This is a genomic window from Ruegeria sp. CDSA141, assembly GCF_059612005.1.
Window position 1 is genome coordinate 382,817 of record NZ_JBXWPT010000002.1, and the last position, 13,567, is coordinate 396,383.

Annotated in this window: 17 protein-coding genes and 1 other RNA gene; 5 read left to right on the forward strand and 13 right to left on the reverse strand. The window is 55.8% G+C overall.

The genetic code is table 11. The features are described from left to right. Positions 1 to 38: 38 nt before the first annotated feature. From AC2FLP_RS05785 to fumC, 3 genes are read right to left on the reverse strand one after another with little or no spacing between them, the layout of a single operon-like run. A complete protein-coding gene (locus tag AC2FLP_RS05785) occupies positions 39 to 260 on the reverse strand; it encodes a ribbon-helix-helix domain-containing protein (RefSeq protein WP_299896876.1) in 222 nt (73 codons plus the stop codon). After that, a complete protein-coding gene (locus AC2FLP_RS05790) occupies positions 257 to 433 on the reverse strand; it encodes a DUF4169 family protein (protein WP_117869033.1) in 177 nt (58 codons plus the stop codon). The genes AC2FLP_RS05785 and AC2FLP_RS05790 overlap by 4 nt, the downstream gene beginning before the upstream one ends. After that, on the reverse strand, positions 433 to 1,827 hold the full coding sequence (fumC, locus tag AC2FLP_RS05795) for a class II fumarate hydratase (protein ID WP_299896880.1): 1,395 nt from the start codon (positions 1,825 to 1,827) through the stop codon (positions 433 to 435). The genes AC2FLP_RS05790 and fumC overlap by 1 nt, the downstream gene beginning before the upstream one ends. 205 nt (positions 1,828 to 2,032) lie before the next feature. On the opposite strand from fumC, the gene AC2FLP_RS05800 reads away from it, so the two are divergent. Then, a complete protein-coding gene (locus tag AC2FLP_RS05800) occupies positions 2,033 to 2,596 on the forward strand; it encodes a hypothetical protein (protein WP_117869031.1) in 564 nt (187 codons plus the stop codon). 27 nt (positions 2,597 to 2,623) lie between these two features. On the opposite strand, the gene AC2FLP_RS05805 is transcribed toward AC2FLP_RS05800, so the two are convergent. The 10 genes from AC2FLP_RS05805 to AC2FLP_RS05850 form a co-directional block, all read right to left on the reverse strand. Next, on the reverse strand, positions 2,624 to 3,088 hold the full coding sequence (locus tag AC2FLP_RS05805) for an SspB family protein (RefSeq protein WP_299896882.1): 465 nt from the start codon (positions 3,086 to 3,088) through the stop codon (positions 2,624 to 2,626). Between the two features lie 76 nt (positions 3,089 to 3,164). Continuing rightward, positions 3,165 to 4,418, reverse strand: a complete 1,254-nt coding sequence (gene chrA, locus AC2FLP_RS05810) for a chromate efflux transporter (RefSeq protein WP_496682120.1) — start codon at positions 4,416 to 4,418, stop codon at positions 3,165 to 3,167. Continuing rightward, positions 4,415 to 5,230: a chromate resistance protein ChrB domain-containing protein gene (locus tag AC2FLP_RS05815; protein WP_496682123.1), complete on the reverse strand. Its 816-nt coding sequence runs from the start codon at positions 5,228 to 5,230 to the stop codon at positions 4,415 to 4,417. The genes chrA and AC2FLP_RS05815 overlap by 4 nt, the downstream gene beginning before the upstream one ends. A 125-nt stretch (positions 5,231 to 5,355) precedes the next feature. After that, positions 5,356 to 5,787 carry an ester cyclase gene (locus tag AC2FLP_RS05820; protein ID WP_496682125.1) on the reverse strand — a complete coding sequence of 144 codons (432 nt, stop codon included), beginning with the start codon at positions 5,785 to 5,787 and terminating at the stop codon, positions 5,356 to 5,358. Positions 5,788 to 5,887: 100 nt separating this feature from the next. Beyond that, positions 5,888 to 6,260: a transfer-messenger RNA gene (gene ssrA / locus AC2FLP_RS05825) on the reverse strand. Positions 6,261 to 6,296: 36 nt separating this feature from the next. Beyond that, complete coding sequence (locus AC2FLP_RS05830; protein WP_117869026.1) at positions 6,297 to 6,659, reverse strand: DUF4345 family protein; 363 nt, start codon at positions 6,657 to 6,659, stop codon at positions 6,297 to 6,299. A gap of 15 nt (positions 6,660 to 6,674) precedes the next feature. Further along, complete coding sequence (locus AC2FLP_RS05835; RefSeq protein ID WP_117869025.1) at positions 6,675 to 7,325, reverse strand: TenA family protein; 651 nt, start codon at positions 7,323 to 7,325, stop codon at positions 6,675 to 6,677. A 59-nt stretch (positions 7,326 to 7,384) separates the two neighbouring features. Further along, positions 7,385 to 8,038, reverse strand: a complete 654-nt coding sequence (locus tag AC2FLP_RS05840; protein WP_299896897.1) for a hypothetical protein — start codon at positions 8,036 to 8,038, stop codon at positions 7,385 to 7,387. Between the two features lie 13 nt (positions 8,039 to 8,051). Beyond that, the gene (locus AC2FLP_RS05845; protein ID WP_299896900.1) at positions 8,052 to 9,452 is read right to left on the reverse strand and encodes a selenium-binding protein SBP56-related protein; all 1,401 of its coding nucleotides are present in this window, start codon (positions 9,450 to 9,452) and stop codon (positions 8,052 to 8,054) included. Between the two features lie 117 nt (positions 9,453 to 9,569). Further along, complete coding sequence (locus AC2FLP_RS05850; RefSeq protein ID WP_299896903.1) at positions 9,570 to 10,301, reverse strand: FadR/GntR family transcriptional regulator; 732 nt, start codon at positions 10,299 to 10,301, stop codon at positions 9,570 to 9,572. A gap of 115 nt (positions 10,302 to 10,416) precedes the next feature. Between AC2FLP_RS05850 and AC2FLP_RS05855 the strand changes: the two genes are divergently transcribed. The 4 genes from AC2FLP_RS05855 to AC2FLP_RS05870 are packed head-to-tail and all read left to right on the forward strand — an operon-like array spanning position 10,417 to position 13,521. Then, positions 10,417 to 11,181, forward strand: coding sequence for a DUF2182 domain-containing protein (locus AC2FLP_RS05855; RefSeq protein ID WP_299897250.1), 765 nt, complete (start codon positions 10,417 to 10,419; stop codon positions 11,179 to 11,181). A 4-nt stretch (positions 11,182 to 11,185) separates the two neighbouring features. Beyond that, a complete protein-coding gene (locus tag AC2FLP_RS05860; protein WP_299896906.1) occupies positions 11,186 to 11,890 on the forward strand; it encodes a DUF1326 domain-containing protein in 705 nt (234 codons plus the stop codon). After that, positions 11,890 to 12,417, forward strand: coding sequence for a DinB family protein (locus tag AC2FLP_RS05865; RefSeq protein WP_117872762.1), 528 nt, complete (start codon positions 11,890 to 11,892; stop codon positions 12,415 to 12,417). Before AC2FLP_RS05860 ends, AC2FLP_RS05865 begins: the two co-directional genes overlap by 1 nt. Further along, positions 12,418 to 13,521 carry a dimethylsulfoniopropionate demethylase gene (locus tag AC2FLP_RS05870; RefSeq protein WP_117869019.1) on the forward strand — a complete coding sequence of 368 codons (1,104 nt, stop codon included), beginning with the start codon at positions 12,418 to 12,420 and terminating at the stop codon, positions 13,519 to 13,521. Positions 13,522 to 13,567: the final 46 nt, after the last annotated feature.

Genomic DNA, 13,567 nt, shown 5'->3' on the forward strand with positions numbered 1-13,567 from the left:
CATTCACGTTACACGCGGTGATCAAGGAGTGACAAGTCCTAATCGCGATTGCGAAACCAGTTCAGAACAAAGACGCGTATGGCCGATGCAAGGCCGGTTTGCGGGTCGCGTTCCACATCAATCTCAGCCGCCAAGACATTGATTGGTTGCCCTTTTTCATGAGCGATCTCGCGAAAAGCCCTCCAGAACTCATCCTCGAGTGAAACCGAGGTTCGATGCCCTTTCAGGGTCAGAGAGCGTTTGACAGGGCGGCCGCTCATTCGTCCAGCTCATGATTGTCGAGGTCGCGCTTTTGTTTTTCTTGTTGAAGCTTCACGATTTCTTTTTCAGCTTTCGTTTGTCCAAACGCGACCGCGTTCTGGTCAGCGCGGGCCTTTTTCACGGCCCGCGCTTTTTCTTTTCGATACCGGTTCAGATTGACCGGCTTGCCCATCAGTCTTTCGGGCCGATCATCTGTTCGGGACGGACGACGGCGTCAAAGGTTGCTTCATCCACAAAGCCCAGCGCGATGGCTTCTTCCTTGAGGGTGGTGCCGTTCTTATGAGCGGTCTTCGCAACGGTGGTGGCATTGTCATACCCGATGGTTGGGGCAAGCGCCGTGACCAGCATCAGCGATTCCTTCATCAGCTTGTCGATTCGCGGCTCATTGGCCTTGATGCCCAGTAGCATCCGCTCGGTAAAGCTGTCGGAGGCATCTCCCAGCAACTGGATCGATTGCAGCAGGTTGTAGGACATCATCGGATTATAGACGTTCAACTCGAAATGACCTTGCGACCCGGCAAATGTCATCGCAGCGTTGTTGCCCATCACATGCGCGGCGACCTGAGTCAGTGCCTCGGCCTGCGTCGGGTTTACCTTGCCGGGCATGATCGACGACCCGGGCTCATTTTCCGGCAGGATCAGCTCACCCAGACCGGAACGAGGACCGGAGCCCAAGAAACGAATGTCGTTTGCGATCTTGTAGCAGCTGCCGGCAATCGTCGCTAAAGCGCCCGAAAGGAAGACCATGGCATCATGGGCGGCCAGCGCTTCGAACTTGTTCGGGGCTGTCACGAAGGGCAGGTCGGTGATCTGTGCCATATGGCCTGCAACGGCTTTATCCCAGCCGTGTTGGGTGTTCAGGCCGGTGCCAACGGCCGTACCGCCCTGGGCCAGTTCATAAATCCCCGGCATTGCCGCGTGTACGCGTGCGATCCCCTGACGAACCTGGTGGGCATAGCCACTGAATTCCTGACCCAGTGTCAGCGGTGTCGCGTCCTGCGTGTGCGTTCGGCCGATCTTGATGATGTCTTTGAACTCCTTGGCCTTCTGCTCGAGCCCGGACGCCAGTTTCTCAAGCCCCGGAAGCAACACGTCCCTGACGCTCATTGCAGTGGCGATATGCATGGCGGTTGGGAAGGTATCGTTCGACGATTGCCCCATGTTGCAGTGATCATTCGGGTGCACCGGGTCCTTTGAGCCAATGACGCCGCCCAGAATCTCGATAGCGCGGTTGGCGATGACCTCGTTCGCATTCATGTTCGACTGGGTGCCCGAACCCGTCTGCCATACGACCAGCGGGAAGTTGTCGTCAAATTTGCCCTCGATCACCTCGCCTGCGGCCTGGATGATCGCATCGGCAATCCTGACGTCCAGCGTTCCGGTCGCCTTGTTCTCCATCGCGCAGGCTTTCTTGATCACGCCCAGCGCGCGCACGATGGCGACCGGCTGCTTCTCCCAGCCGATGGGGAAATTCATGATCGAGCGCTGCGTCTGTGCGCCCCAATACTTGTCGGCAGGAACCTCGAGCGGGCCAAAGCTGTCGGATTCTGTGCGGGTTTGAGACATCGGTCACTCCGTCTGGTATGCAGTTGTATGCCGTTTAGCCGCAGCCACGCCGTGACGCAATCGGCCAGTTGCGCGCACCTTAAACTTAAGGACGTCAAACGTATAGGCGCGGGGTGCGTCACTTTAATCGTAATTGGGGGAGAATGTGCGTTGTTTGCGGACACCTCTGGGCTACAATAGAGCAATGACCGCCCAGGAGGATAAAATGCCAAATTTCCATCGCCTTAAGCTTGAAAAAGCTGCCGCGATACTTGCAGTTTGCGCTTTGTGGCTGTCGATTCTGAGTTTGCAGGCCCGCGCGTCAGACATAGCACCTTTCATAGGTGACTATATCGGTTCAGCCGAAGTTGTGGACGCGGATGGCACTGCAACGCCACGCGACATGAGCGTTTCTATTGTCGAGACCAAAAACGGTTTCAACGTCAGTTGGCGGACGACGACGTACAAGTTGGACGGTCGTATAAAGGAACAGAAGTTTTCGATTGATTTTGTCCCGTCGGACCGCCCGGACGTGTTTTCGGCGGCGATGAAACGCAATGTCTTTGGTCACGAAGTGCCATTGGACCCGATGAAGGGCGAGCCGTTTGTATGGGGCCGCATTGTCGGCGACACGCTGACTGTGTTTTCGTTGTTTATAGATGAGGATGGAGGTTATGAGTTGCAGCAATTCGACCGTACACTGGCCGAAGGCGGGCTGAACCTCGCGTTTTCACGATTCATCGACGGCCAAAAATCCCGGTCGGTCGAGACTTTTCTGATGAAACGATAAACCCCGCGCAGGGCGGGGTTTTAAGTGTTATTTCCGGAAGCTGTCCAGCGACACGACTTCCGCATCGTGATGGACTTCATCTTCCTCGACTTCGATTTCGATCTCATCTTCGATGATGTGATCTTCCTCGTCTTCATCTTCCGGGCTTTCAAAGCGAAGGCCGAACTCGACCGATGGATCTACAAACGTCTTGATTGCGGAATAGGGGACATACAGCGGTTCTGGTGCGTCTCCGAAATTCAAAGTGATGGAAAAGCCGGCCTCTCCGACTTCCAGGTTCTCGAACCAATGCTGCATGACGATGGTCATTTCTTCGGGATAGCGTTCACGCAGCCAGTCTGCGATTTCCACACCATTCTCACGCGTGTCGAAAGTTATAAAGAAGTGATGCGCCCCGGGTAGACCGGTTTGGGAAACTTCCGTCAGCACTGTTTTGATCAGGCCGCGCATGGCGGTGTGCATCAGGTTTCCATAATCGATGCCTTGCGACATATTTGATCCTCAAAAGTGGTTATGCTCAGCATAGGGGTTTTGTTCGGAAACGAAAGGGCGGGTATGACCGGATTGATCAGATATTGTGTGCAACCAGCCCGGCCATCGACATCAAGGCCAACACAGTTCCCATCCCTAATTTCAGTCGAAAAATCAAGGCCCCAGCAAGGATAGTTAGACTAAGTGCTGTGAAATCCAATGCGGATAACTGCGGCGCGGGTATTGCCAATGGCCCCATTGATTTTTTAGGCACCGATTCGAAAAGAACATTCAGGGCGAACCACACGGAAAGGTTGAGAATCACTCCGACGACGGCTGCGGTGATTCCGTGCAGGGCTGCTGACAGGCGGGGACGTGCAGCCAAACGATCAAGATAAGGGGCCGCAAGAAAAATCCAAAGAAAGCAGGGAACGAACGTCGCCCACAATGCAACTGCACCAGCGGCAAGTGCCAACGTAAACCCACTAGTCTGTTGCCCGGTCAGCATGGCGACAAACTGTGTAACAAGAATTAGCGGACCCGGTGTCGTTTCCGCCAGACCCAGCCCGTCTATCATCTGATCCGTGCTGATCCAGTGGTACTGGTCAACAACCGTTTGGGTCATATAGGCCAACACGGCATATGCGCCGCCAAAGGTCACGACAGCGAGACGGGCAAAAAACCACCCCAGATCGCTCAGCAGTTGATGACCAGTGACGCTCAGAGCGACAAGCGGGCCCAGCCACAGCGGCAACCAGACAGCAATCGTTCGAAGCGAACGCGCCAGATGTGATGTTCCTTCCCGTGTGGGTGTTTCAACGGGTCCCTTGAACGTCACGTACCCCCAGAAAGCGGCAGCGAAAATGATCGCTGGAAAGGGGAGGTTCAGCAGAAAAATGGACAGGAAGGACAGAATTGCGATTGTCCGGTGCTCGCGATCGTTCAATGCCTTACGCGAAAGATTGCGAAGCGCCTGCAAAACGATCACGATGACAGTTGCCTTGATGCCCGTGAAGGCCGACTGCACCAAGGGGATATCGCCAAATGCTGAATAGAGTGCGACCAGAACCGCGATCACCACCGCGCCGGGCAACACGAACAAGCTGCCGGCAATCAGCCCGCCAGCAACACCGCGCAGACGCCACCCCGCATAGGTCGCAAGCTGCATCGCCTCTGGACCAGGTAGCAACATGCACAGAGACAGGGCGCGCAGGTACGTCTGTTCATCCAGCCAGGATCGACGCTCGACCAATTCCTGATGCATCAAGGAAATTTGTGCAGCGGGTCCACCGAAAGACAGCAGTCCGATCCTGCCGAAGACCTTGATAATCTCTGTCAGTACCGGTGTCATGGTGTTTGACCTGTGGGCCAGTCATGGCTTTCGTCAAACCCATCGCGAGCCCAGCGATACAGCGCGTCGTAAAGGGTTATCCCGGCCTCCAGGTTTTCGTGGTCATCGCGATACTGCCTTGAAAGCCCGACGGACACCGCCAACAATCCCGCCGCTTCGGGTGCAAGCGCGTGTCGGTTCGTGTCTGCTGCCCGGATTATTGTGGCCAACCGGTCAAGTGCAGGGGAGTGAAGCTCGAATTCATCCAACATGGTGTCAAACGTGCAATTGTCGTCCCGGTGGCTCCAGAACGTGTTCTCGATATCAAAAGGTGACGCCCTGAAAGCAGTCGAAACGCTTTCGACTTCGCCGGGTGCCACAAACAGGAATTTTGCGTCGGGATCAACATACCTGCGTATCAGCCAGGGACATGCGATTCTGTCGATCTTTGGTCGGTGGCGCGTGACCCAGAGCGTATGACCACCAATCCGTTCAGGAATGCGGGCTGCGGGTACGCGTAGCGCGTCGGTCAATTCGCGCCAGGCATACATACCACCTTCCAGATATTCGGCTTGATGCCCTTCGCTGCGCAGCCAGGATACAACGCCTTGGCTCAGCTTCTTACCTTTTTGACAGATAATCACAGCCGAGCGGCCGGAGATCTTGCATTTCAGCCCCTGAAGATCTGTGACCGGGTGTCGGACTGACGCGGGGATCAGATAGGGATCTTCGTCAAAATCGTCATTCAGGCAGACGTCGAATAGAACGGGCGCATTCGGAGTACCAATCAGACGCAGGAGTTGTTTGGGGGAAATAGAGTTGGGCGATGCCATGGCATGTTTCCTTGTAACCGCGGATACATGCGAAACTTGGGCTGTCGCCTCACGGGGCGTTCGCAATCTTACCCCATGACACTTGCTAACGCGCAAGGGTCATAGGGGTCAAGATTGCGTTGTGTTCACGCCCAGTCCAGGCGCTGCCCTGTCATGCACACGGGTAGGGTGTCTGATGGAAACTGGCCCAGTTCTTCAAAAAACGAGATGAAATCAAAATGATTGTAAGCCTCGACCATCTTTTCGTCTTTGAACCGCGCCATGACCTGGCCGGTGACTTCCAGTGGCGCGCCATTGTCGGCACGAAAAGTACGAACATGCAGAATGGCTGACACCCAGTCGCCGTTTTCGATGATCTTGGGCAACTCGACCTTGATGTCCCCCAGAATGTGGCGGAACGCCATGACCAGATCCCTGAAATCGTCGGCACCGACCTGCATTTCCGGAATCAGCCCTTCGGCCATTGTTTCGGGTGCGAAGAACTGATCGATTGCTTCGGTGTTTCCGTTTTCCCAAACTTCGGAATACCACGTTCTGCGTATCTCTGAATTCGTCATCCCAGCTCTCCTGTCCAAGTGCTGGTAAGATGACAAAAAGGAGTGAACAAACTCTGAACCCGCGAAAACGCGGGTAAATAATTCAGACTTGTAGGAGATTAATGCAGGTTTCTGTTGCCAGGTACCTGCGAACCCCGCCTTACGCGGCTAGGCGCAAGGGCTTAAGTTTCGGTCTTGCTACTGCTTACGCAGCAACTGCAACCGGAGCACGATTGTCGTTTGCAATTGTACTGTTTTCGCCGGTAACGGTGGCAGACAGCCGGGACAAAGCTAACCCCTTTAGACGTTCGTCGATCCTATTTCGGCCCCCCGGTTCCGAAAGTGATCCCCAAACGAAGGATGCCCCCAGAAGGTGTATGGTGGAGCCGCCGGGTACCGCCCCCGGGTCCGATCCGCTTATTACGAGCGCGTTTATGTCCATAGTCCCGAAGGACACCTCTTATATAGGTGAGGTGATGGATGGATGCAAACTCAGAATGAAGTCTATCGCATCCCATATTTCCAATCTGTTAGGTGGCTTTGTTGAAGTTTGCGGAGATAAGCCAAACCGCCAGAGCCAGTTCGATTCCCCCAAAGATCAACGCCTTGGCAAAGGGTGGATTGTCCAGCGCGACCGATACAAACCTGCCCAGTGCAGCACCGGAATAGACAATGCCCAGCATGAAATAGGCCATTGGGTTGTTCAGCCAGATAACGGCGATCCCGGTCACAACAAATAAACCACCGACCGAGGCGCGCATCTCGGACAACCCCATTGTGCTGTTGGTCGGGGCCAGATCCAGGGCCGACGCGGTATGGGCCGGGGCCAAAAACCCGAATGCGCCGAACCCGATGGTCAGCAATGCCGCAATGACGTTCAGAGTAGCGACCATAGCGGCCTCCTTGGTTCAGGCCGCGTAAGCGGCGTCAAAGAAATCACGTTCCAACTCGACGGCTCGATGAAACAGCCGTGTAACCTCGGCCTGTTCATCCGCATCCAGCGTTGGCCAGACGTTATCCAACTGACGCCGCAGATATTCCACCACGCTTTCGAACCCTTCGCCCGCATGTAGCGTGATCCATTCCGCAAACCAGAACGGCAAGCCGTCTTTGGGTGGGTTTTCCGGGCTGGCCCAGCTCAGGTAAACCCATTCTGCTACGACGAGTACCGCCAGCATGTTCTGATAGCGGCCAGAGGCCACGGCTTCGGTCATCAGATCCTGAAACGCCCGTGTGGCCGGCGCGGGGTCGGTGCTGGGTTCAGTGCCCAAAGCGTCCATCGCGCGCAGAAAATAGGTGTTCTCGGGGCCTGTGATCACCGCCAGAAACTGCGCGGCCGGTACGCTGTCTGCAAGGGTCGGTGCATGCGCGATGGCGCTGGCCAAAAGACGCACGAAACCGTCGACGAACTGATAATCCTGCCGCAGGTACCAGCGCATTTTATCCTCGGGCAGGGTGCCGTCAGACAGTTCGCAGGTGAAGGCATGGGTTGTCGCGGCCTGCCACTGGTCGATTTTGCCCTGACGCAGCACTTCGGTTGGGCGGGTTTGGTCCTGCATTCGGAAGCTCCAGTTTTGTTTTGATGCAGACAAAGCGCGTTTCAAAACAAAGTACAAGGTCAGCCAAGTGCGGACCAAAGACCCAGACCACCGACCAGAATGAGGCTCAGCGCCCAGATCAGTTCCAGGTTGAACCAGCTGCGCGACAAAAATTGCAGACCAAGCCAACGATAGACCGCAAAGGCCAACACCCCCCCGCCCAGAACCATGGCGGCCGTATGCAGCGCGGCGACACCCAGAACCAAAAGCGTATTTGTCGTCATGATCTGGGAAATCGCTTGATGTCCCGCGTCCAATTCATCCACAGCGCAAAGGCCCAGATAGATTGGAACCAGCATCAGGGCGGCTCCGTGGGCAAGCGCCACCAGAAAAGACCACAGCGCGAGCTTGCTTGGCGGAACACGTGAAAGAAAGCGGGGATGACGGCGGGTTATGGCGATGTACAGTCCCATGCCTATGACGACCAGGGCCGCGCCGATGCGGATTTCATTTTGATAGTCGACCAGTACGGCCATCAGGGCAAAAGGCAGAAGCACGCCGAGCATGGCCACGAAATGCCCGCCAGCCAAAGCCGCGAGTGCGCTCCACAGGGCGGATTGGCGTTGTTCCATCAAAGCCGAAGACACCGCCAGCGGCCAGCCCATGCCGGGGTTCAGACCGTGATAGGCGCCGCTCAGAACAACGGCCAGCCACAGGCCAGCCGTTGATGACATCAGAACGTCCAATTCAGACCGACGGATAGCAGAAGCTGTCGGTTGAACAGTCTCCGCCCTCTAACCGGATCTGGTGGCTGCGATAACCCTTGGGAAACTCCACCCAGAATTTCGGATCCAGTATCAGACCACCATTCTCGCCGACATCAGCCTTGACCATGGCCGCACCGCCTTCCTCGGGGTAGAACTGGTCGTCCCACGTGGAATAGAGAGAATTGGTCCAGTAGACCCGTTTGCCGTCGCGGCTGATTTCGACCATCTGTGGACCATAGCCAAAGGTTTGACCATTTGGGTGCTTTGTCTTTTTGACGATTCCACCGATCTCGACCTTGCCTGCCAGAGTTGGATTCATCGGGTCGGATACATCGTATTGATGCATCTCGCCGGTTCCCCAGCAGGCGACATAGAGGTACTTGTCATCCAGACTCAGGTCGATATCAGTGACCAGCGGCGGAACAGCAGAGAAGCCTTTCAGAAGGTCAGGAAGATCATCGGGATCAGCGGGTTGCGGATCGATTGTTATGGTTTTCTTGGCTTCGAACGTGCCGTCATCATTGCGCCACCAGGTGAAGATCGCACCTTGCAGGTTTGTTGTATCGACTACAACGCCGCAGAACCCGTATTGTTTTACGGGATCATGAGCGGGGCGGATTTCCAAGGCCATCTGATGGTTTTCACCCAGATCGATGGTTTGAATGTTCGTCCGGTTTCGAAGGTTCCAAAAATGGATGCTATGGCCGTATTTATTGGACAACAGGTCTTCGGCCACGAGTCCGTTTTCGAATTGCGGTGGCAGGCCCCATTCGGAACTGACCATGTAGTCACGCGGCAGGTTCCACCAGAAATCATAATGCTTGTCCTGCACGCCGCGCTCGATTTCATAGCGCCCGATTATATCGAAGGTCTCGCAGTCCATGATGAAAATGCCCGGAGGGCCATCTGTGCCGTCGGGGCCGCCGCCACCAAGGGTGCTTACATAGATGCCCTCAGGCCCACAATGGATCGTGTGCGGACGGGAATACCCAGTCTTTGCAAAGACTTCTTCGGGTTCGATGATCTTGTGTATCTTGGCCTCGAGCGGGTTTTTGACATCGATGACGTAAATTCGGCTGGACCGAATGCCTGGGATGATCAAATAGCGCCGCTCCAGAAACGCGTGACCGCTGAGCGGCGACAGGGCCGAAGAACAGGCGTTCCAACCGAAATGGTGAAATTCATCGCCTTTCTCGGGCATGATCACCTGATGCACGATCTTTCCGAAATCGTCCGAGCTTGGATCAACATTCACAACCGCCAGTCCGTCGGGTTGTGAAAAGTCAGGGCTGAGCATCAGCGTGAATGCAAGCGTCTCAGCGGGGCCCTCCATCGCCAGTTTTGCGGATGGATAAAAACTAGGGTCCGGTCTTTGATTCATAACGTCCTCCCGTAAGTCATTGATCTTCAATTCACATTGAGAGTTCCGGTCTTGGCGCCGGATGACAATCTGCCTGCTCGTGTGCCCCTTGTTCTGATTTTGTTTCGAATTCAGCCCTCAAGTCGGTTTACGTTTGCTCTTGGCCACATCATGGGCCAGCCGTCGTGTGTAACGTTCCAGATCAATCAGTGCGGAGTCCACGGTATCCGCGTCTTTTGTCTCAAGCGCGTCCACTATTTTACCATGCAGGCTGATAATTTCCTCGCGGGATCGCGCAGTGAAAGTGATCATGTTCATCAGCGGTTGCATCGCTTCCACAGCACCTGCCAGTTGATAGGACAGGACCGGGTTTCCAGCCCCATCCACCAACGCGCGATGGAAAGTCACGTCTGATGCGCAAAAGGCTTCATCCGTCAGGCCGGGTTGGGACTGGCGGAATATCTCCGCCCGCATAGTCGCCAGGTGATCTGCAGTGCGTCGCTGCGCGGACAAAGGCGCACAGGCCCTTTCCAGGGCATATCGCGCCTCGCAAGCCGTATCGAAGCTGACCGCATTCATCGACAGCAACAATGTCGAAGTCGTGACTTGCTGAGAATAGGCGTCCTCAAAGCTCAGGCGATTTACAAACGCGCCGCCGGAAGCGCCGCGTTGTGTGCGGATCAGGGATTGCGCCGCCAGCCGTTTCAATGCTTCACGCACAGTCGGGCGAGAAACCTGGAACTGATCCGACAGTTCCGCTTCGGATGGCAAGCGCGCGTCCACGATCAGCTCACCCGACACGATCGCATCCCGAATGGCTTGGGCGATCTGGGCAGACAGGTCTGCGGTTTTTCGGGGCGCGGTTTTCATCTTCAGACGACCTTGGGTAAATTTTTATTTGTCTGACATTTAAAAGTCTGACATTTGAAAAGCAAGGGAGTTGAGTCGGGAGGCTGAAGTGAGTCGCACGTGGCTGCGCAGCGGAATGTGGCTGGGCTTTTATGTTCTGATCCTGTTGGCGTGGTGGATCATGTTCTCGATGAGCCGGGACATGGACCTTGATCTGATCGGTCGCCCGGGGCCGATGGGGCAGGCGATGGCCGCAATGGATCCGCGCATGGATATGTACATGCCGATGGCCGAGTTCGGCCCGCTGTTTTCAATGTGGGCGATCATGATGGCGGCAATGATGCTGCCGACCCTGATTCCGACCCTGCGCAGTTACGAGGACCTGATCCGCAGTGCAAATGGCAGCCGCGGAGGCTGGCTGGGGGTTCTGGTCGGGTATTCCATCGTCTGGGTCGGGTTTGCGGCTCTGATCGCAGGAATACAACTGCTTCTGCTGTTTGGTGGCGTTGTCGATATGCTGGGTATTGCCAAATCCGGCTGGGTCGCGGGCGGCTTGATGATTGCCGTGGGCGCCTTTCAGTTTTCCCGCGTCAAAGAGGTTTGCCACGGTGTTTGCCATGCTCCGATGACTTATTTCCTTGGGCATTGGAGAACCGGTTTTTCAGGCGGTTTACGTATGGGCCTGGGTCTTGGTGCCTTTTGCGTCGGCTGTTGCTGGGGCTTCATGGCACTTGGCTTTGTCGGCGGTGTCATGAGCCTGTTGTGGATGGGGCTCGCAACCCTGTTCATGGTTTTGGAGAAACTCCCTCAGATCGGGCACGCTGTGACCCGTCCAATGGGATTTGTATTAATTGCGGGCGGTCTTTTTCTGCTCGTGTACCCAATTAGCTACGGAGGATAAGCCTATGGCTAAAAACAGAAAACAAGACGCCGATCGGCTACCTGTCAGCCAGCGCATCGACAGCCGCATGCCCAATCCCAAGCGGCGTGAAATGAGCCCGACGGACTGGGCCATCAAGGGTGAGCTGATCCTGAACTGTTCATGTGACGTGTTCTGCCCCTGTGTAGTGTCGCTGGGCGCGCATCCTCCGACGGAAGGTCATTGTCATGCGTGGATGGGTATCATCGTTGATGAAGGCCACTATGAAGGCGAGGATCTGTCGGGCCTGAATGTCGGGTTGCTGGTCGATATTCCGGGCCGGATGGGTGAAGGCCAGTGGAAAGTCGCCGCTTACGTTGATGAGCGAGCAAGCGGCAAGGCATATAACGGGTTGTTGCAAATCTTCAGCGGTCAGGCGGGCGGTACAACCGGACTGTTTACCATGCTGGTCAGCGAGATCATTGGGGCGGAACGAGCTCCGGTCCAGATTGAACGCGACGGAAACAAACGCCGGATCGCGATTGGTCGCAAAATCCAGGGCGAGATCGAGATGCTTGCTGGCAAGGATCCGGAGCATCCGGTGATGGTTTCAAACTCCAAATACTGGATGGGACCGGACATCATCGTGGCGCGTGGTACCAAATCGAAGGTGCGCGACTACGGCAGAGTCTGGGATTTCGGCGGCAAGTCCGCTGAAATCTGCCCCATCGACTGGCATGGGCCCAAATGATGATCACGGGCGCGTATGCGCGGGAAATGGCGCGGTACAATCACTGGCAAAACAAGCAGTTGTCAGAGTTTTTGCAATCTCTGACACCCAAGGAACTGACCCTTGAACGCGGGGCGTTCTTTGGCTCGATCATGGGCACGGTAAACCATTTGCTGTGGGGCGACTGGATGTGGATGTCTCGTTTCGAAAAGCGCGACGGGCCCGACGGCAATATTCACAATGCGGGCGGGGGTATCCATGAAAGTGTATACCTGTGCCCGGACCTGCAAAGCTGGTTGGCGTTACGCGAGAAGATTGATGGCCGCATCCAGAAATGGGCGAAAGGGTTGGGGGATGATCCGCTGACCGGATCGTTCACGTGGTACTCTGCCGCGAAAGAGGCCGATGTCACAATGCCTTACGCGTTGTGTGTGATCCATTTCTTCAATCACCAGACCCACCACAGGGGACAAGTGCATAAAATGCTGACCGAGACGGGCTCGGAAGCGCCTGTCAGTGATATCGTCTTTATGCCCGAGGAGGTATGAATGCCACAGATTTCCGCCTCACGCCGCTTGCGGCGCACTCCGTTCTCTGAAGGGGTCGAAGCTGCCGGGGTCAAGGGATACACGGTCTACAACCGTATGTTGTTGCCGACGGTTTTTGAAAGCGTTGAAGCTGATTACCGGCACCTGAAAACCCATGTGCAGGTCTGGGATGTGTCTTGCGAGCGGCAGGTCGAATTGCGTGGCCCTGATGCTGCACGTCTGATGCAGATGCTGACCCCGCGCGATCTGCGCGGTATGTTGCCGGGGCAATGTTTCTACGTGCCTATCGTTGATGAAACCGGCGGCATGCTGAACGACCCGGTTGCGGTGAAACTGTCTGAAGACCGCTGGTGGATATCGATTGCCGACAGCGATCTGTTGCTGTGGGTCAAGGGTATCGCCGTTGGCTACCGTCTGGATGTGTTGGTGGATGAACCTGATGTGTCGCCGCTTGCCGTTCAGGGGCCCAAGGCGGACGATCTGATGGCCCGTGTGTTCGGCGATCGCGTGCGGGACATCCGGTTTTTCAAATTTGATATGTTCGAGTTCGAAGGACGGGATCTGGCCGTCGCACGATCCGGCTATTCGAAACAGGGCGGGTTCGAGATCTATGTGGATGGCAGCGATATCGGCATGCCTTTGTGGAACGCGTTATTTACGGCAGGCGAAGACCTGCAGGTGCGCGCGGGCTGTCCGAACCTGATTGAGCGTATAGAGGGCGGCTTGTTGTCTTACGGGAACGACATGACCGATGACAATACACCGCATGAATGCGGTCTGGGGAAGTTCTGTAACACGCATACCGCGATTGGCTGCATCGGCAGGGACGCATTGTTGCGTGTCGCCAAAGAGGGACCAGTACAGCAAATCCGACCTATCGCCATTGATGGTGATCCGGTGCCGGGTTGCGATCGCCCCTGGGGTATGTTTGCGGACGGAAAGCGTGTGGGGCAGGTGACTTCGGCGGCCTGGTCTCCTGATTTTGAAACCAACGTCGCGATCGGTATGGTGCGCCTGAGCCATTGGGATGCCGGAACGGAACTGGACGTGGAAACACCGGATGGGATGCGTCGCGCAACCGTGCAATCGCATTTCTGGATCTAACACAGTTAAGGGCGCTGTTGTGTCGTCCTCGGGATATTTTTGGCCA

Excerpts from the sequence above, each read along its gene's own strand:
- AC2FLP_RS05865 (WP_117872762.1), top strand. The coding sequence starts at position 11,890 with ATGATCACGGGCGCGTATGCGCGGGAAATGGCGCGGTACAATCACTGG.
- AC2FLP_RS05830 (WP_117869026.1), bottom strand. The coding sequence starts at position 6,659 with ATGGTCGCTACTCTGAACGTCATTGCGGCATTGCTGACCATCGGGTTC.
- AC2FLP_RS05800 (WP_117869031.1), top strand. The coding sequence starts at position 2,033 with ATGCCAAATTTCCATCGCCTTAAGCTTGAAAAAGCTGCCGCGATACTT.
- AC2FLP_RS05815 (WP_496682123.1), bottom strand. The coding sequence starts at position 5,230 with ATGGCATCGCCCAACTCTATTTCCCCCAAACAACTCCTGCGTCTGATT.
- AC2FLP_RS05840 (WP_299896897.1), bottom strand. The coding sequence starts at position 8,038 with ATGTCATCAACGGCTGGCCTGTGGCTGGCCGTTGTTCTGAGCGGCGCC.
- AC2FLP_RS05820 (WP_496682125.1), bottom strand. The coding sequence starts at position 5,787 with ATGACGAATTCAGAGATACGCAGAACGTGGTATTCCGAAGTTTGGGAA.
- AC2FLP_RS05790 (WP_117869033.1), bottom strand. The coding sequence starts at position 433 with ATGGGCAAGCCGGTCAATCTGAACCGGTATCGAAAAGAAAAAGCGCGG.
- chrA (WP_496682120.1), bottom strand. The coding sequence starts at position 4,418 with ATGACACCGGTACTGACAGAGATTATCAAGGTCTTCGGCAGGATCGGA.
- AC2FLP_RS05860 (WP_299896906.1), top strand. The coding sequence starts at position 11,186 with ATGGCTAAAAACAGAAAACAAGACGCCGATCGGCTACCTGTCAGCCAG.
- AC2FLP_RS05850 (WP_299896903.1), bottom strand. The coding sequence starts at position 10,301 with ATGAAAACCGCGCCCCGAAAAACCGCAGACCTGTCTGCCCAGATCGCC.
- AC2FLP_RS05785 (WP_299896876.1), bottom strand. The coding sequence starts at position 260 with ATGAGCGGCCGCCCTGTCAAACGCTCTCTGACCCTGAAAGGGCATCGA.
- AC2FLP_RS05855 (WP_299897250.1), top strand. The coding sequence starts at position 10,417 with ATGTGGCTGGGCTTTTATGTTCTGATCCTGTTGGCGTGGTGGATCATG.
- AC2FLP_RS05845 (WP_299896900.1), bottom strand. The coding sequence starts at position 9,452 with ATGAATCAAAGACCGGACCCTAGTTTTTATCCATCCGCAAAACTGGCG.
- AC2FLP_RS05870 (WP_117869019.1), top strand. The coding sequence starts at position 12,418 with ATGCCACAGATTTCCGCCTCACGCCGCTTGCGGCGCACTCCGTTCTCT.
- fumC (WP_299896880.1), bottom strand. The coding sequence starts at position 1,827 with ATGTCTCAAACCCGCACAGAATCCGACAGCTTTGGCCCGCTCGAGGTT.
- AC2FLP_RS05805 (WP_299896882.1), bottom strand. The coding sequence starts at position 3,088 with ATGTCGCAAGGCATCGATTATGGAAACCTGATGCACACCGCCATGCGC.
- AC2FLP_RS05835 (WP_117869025.1), bottom strand. The coding sequence starts at position 7,325 with ATGCAGGACCAAACCCGCCCAACCGAAGTGCTGCGTCAGGGCAAAATC.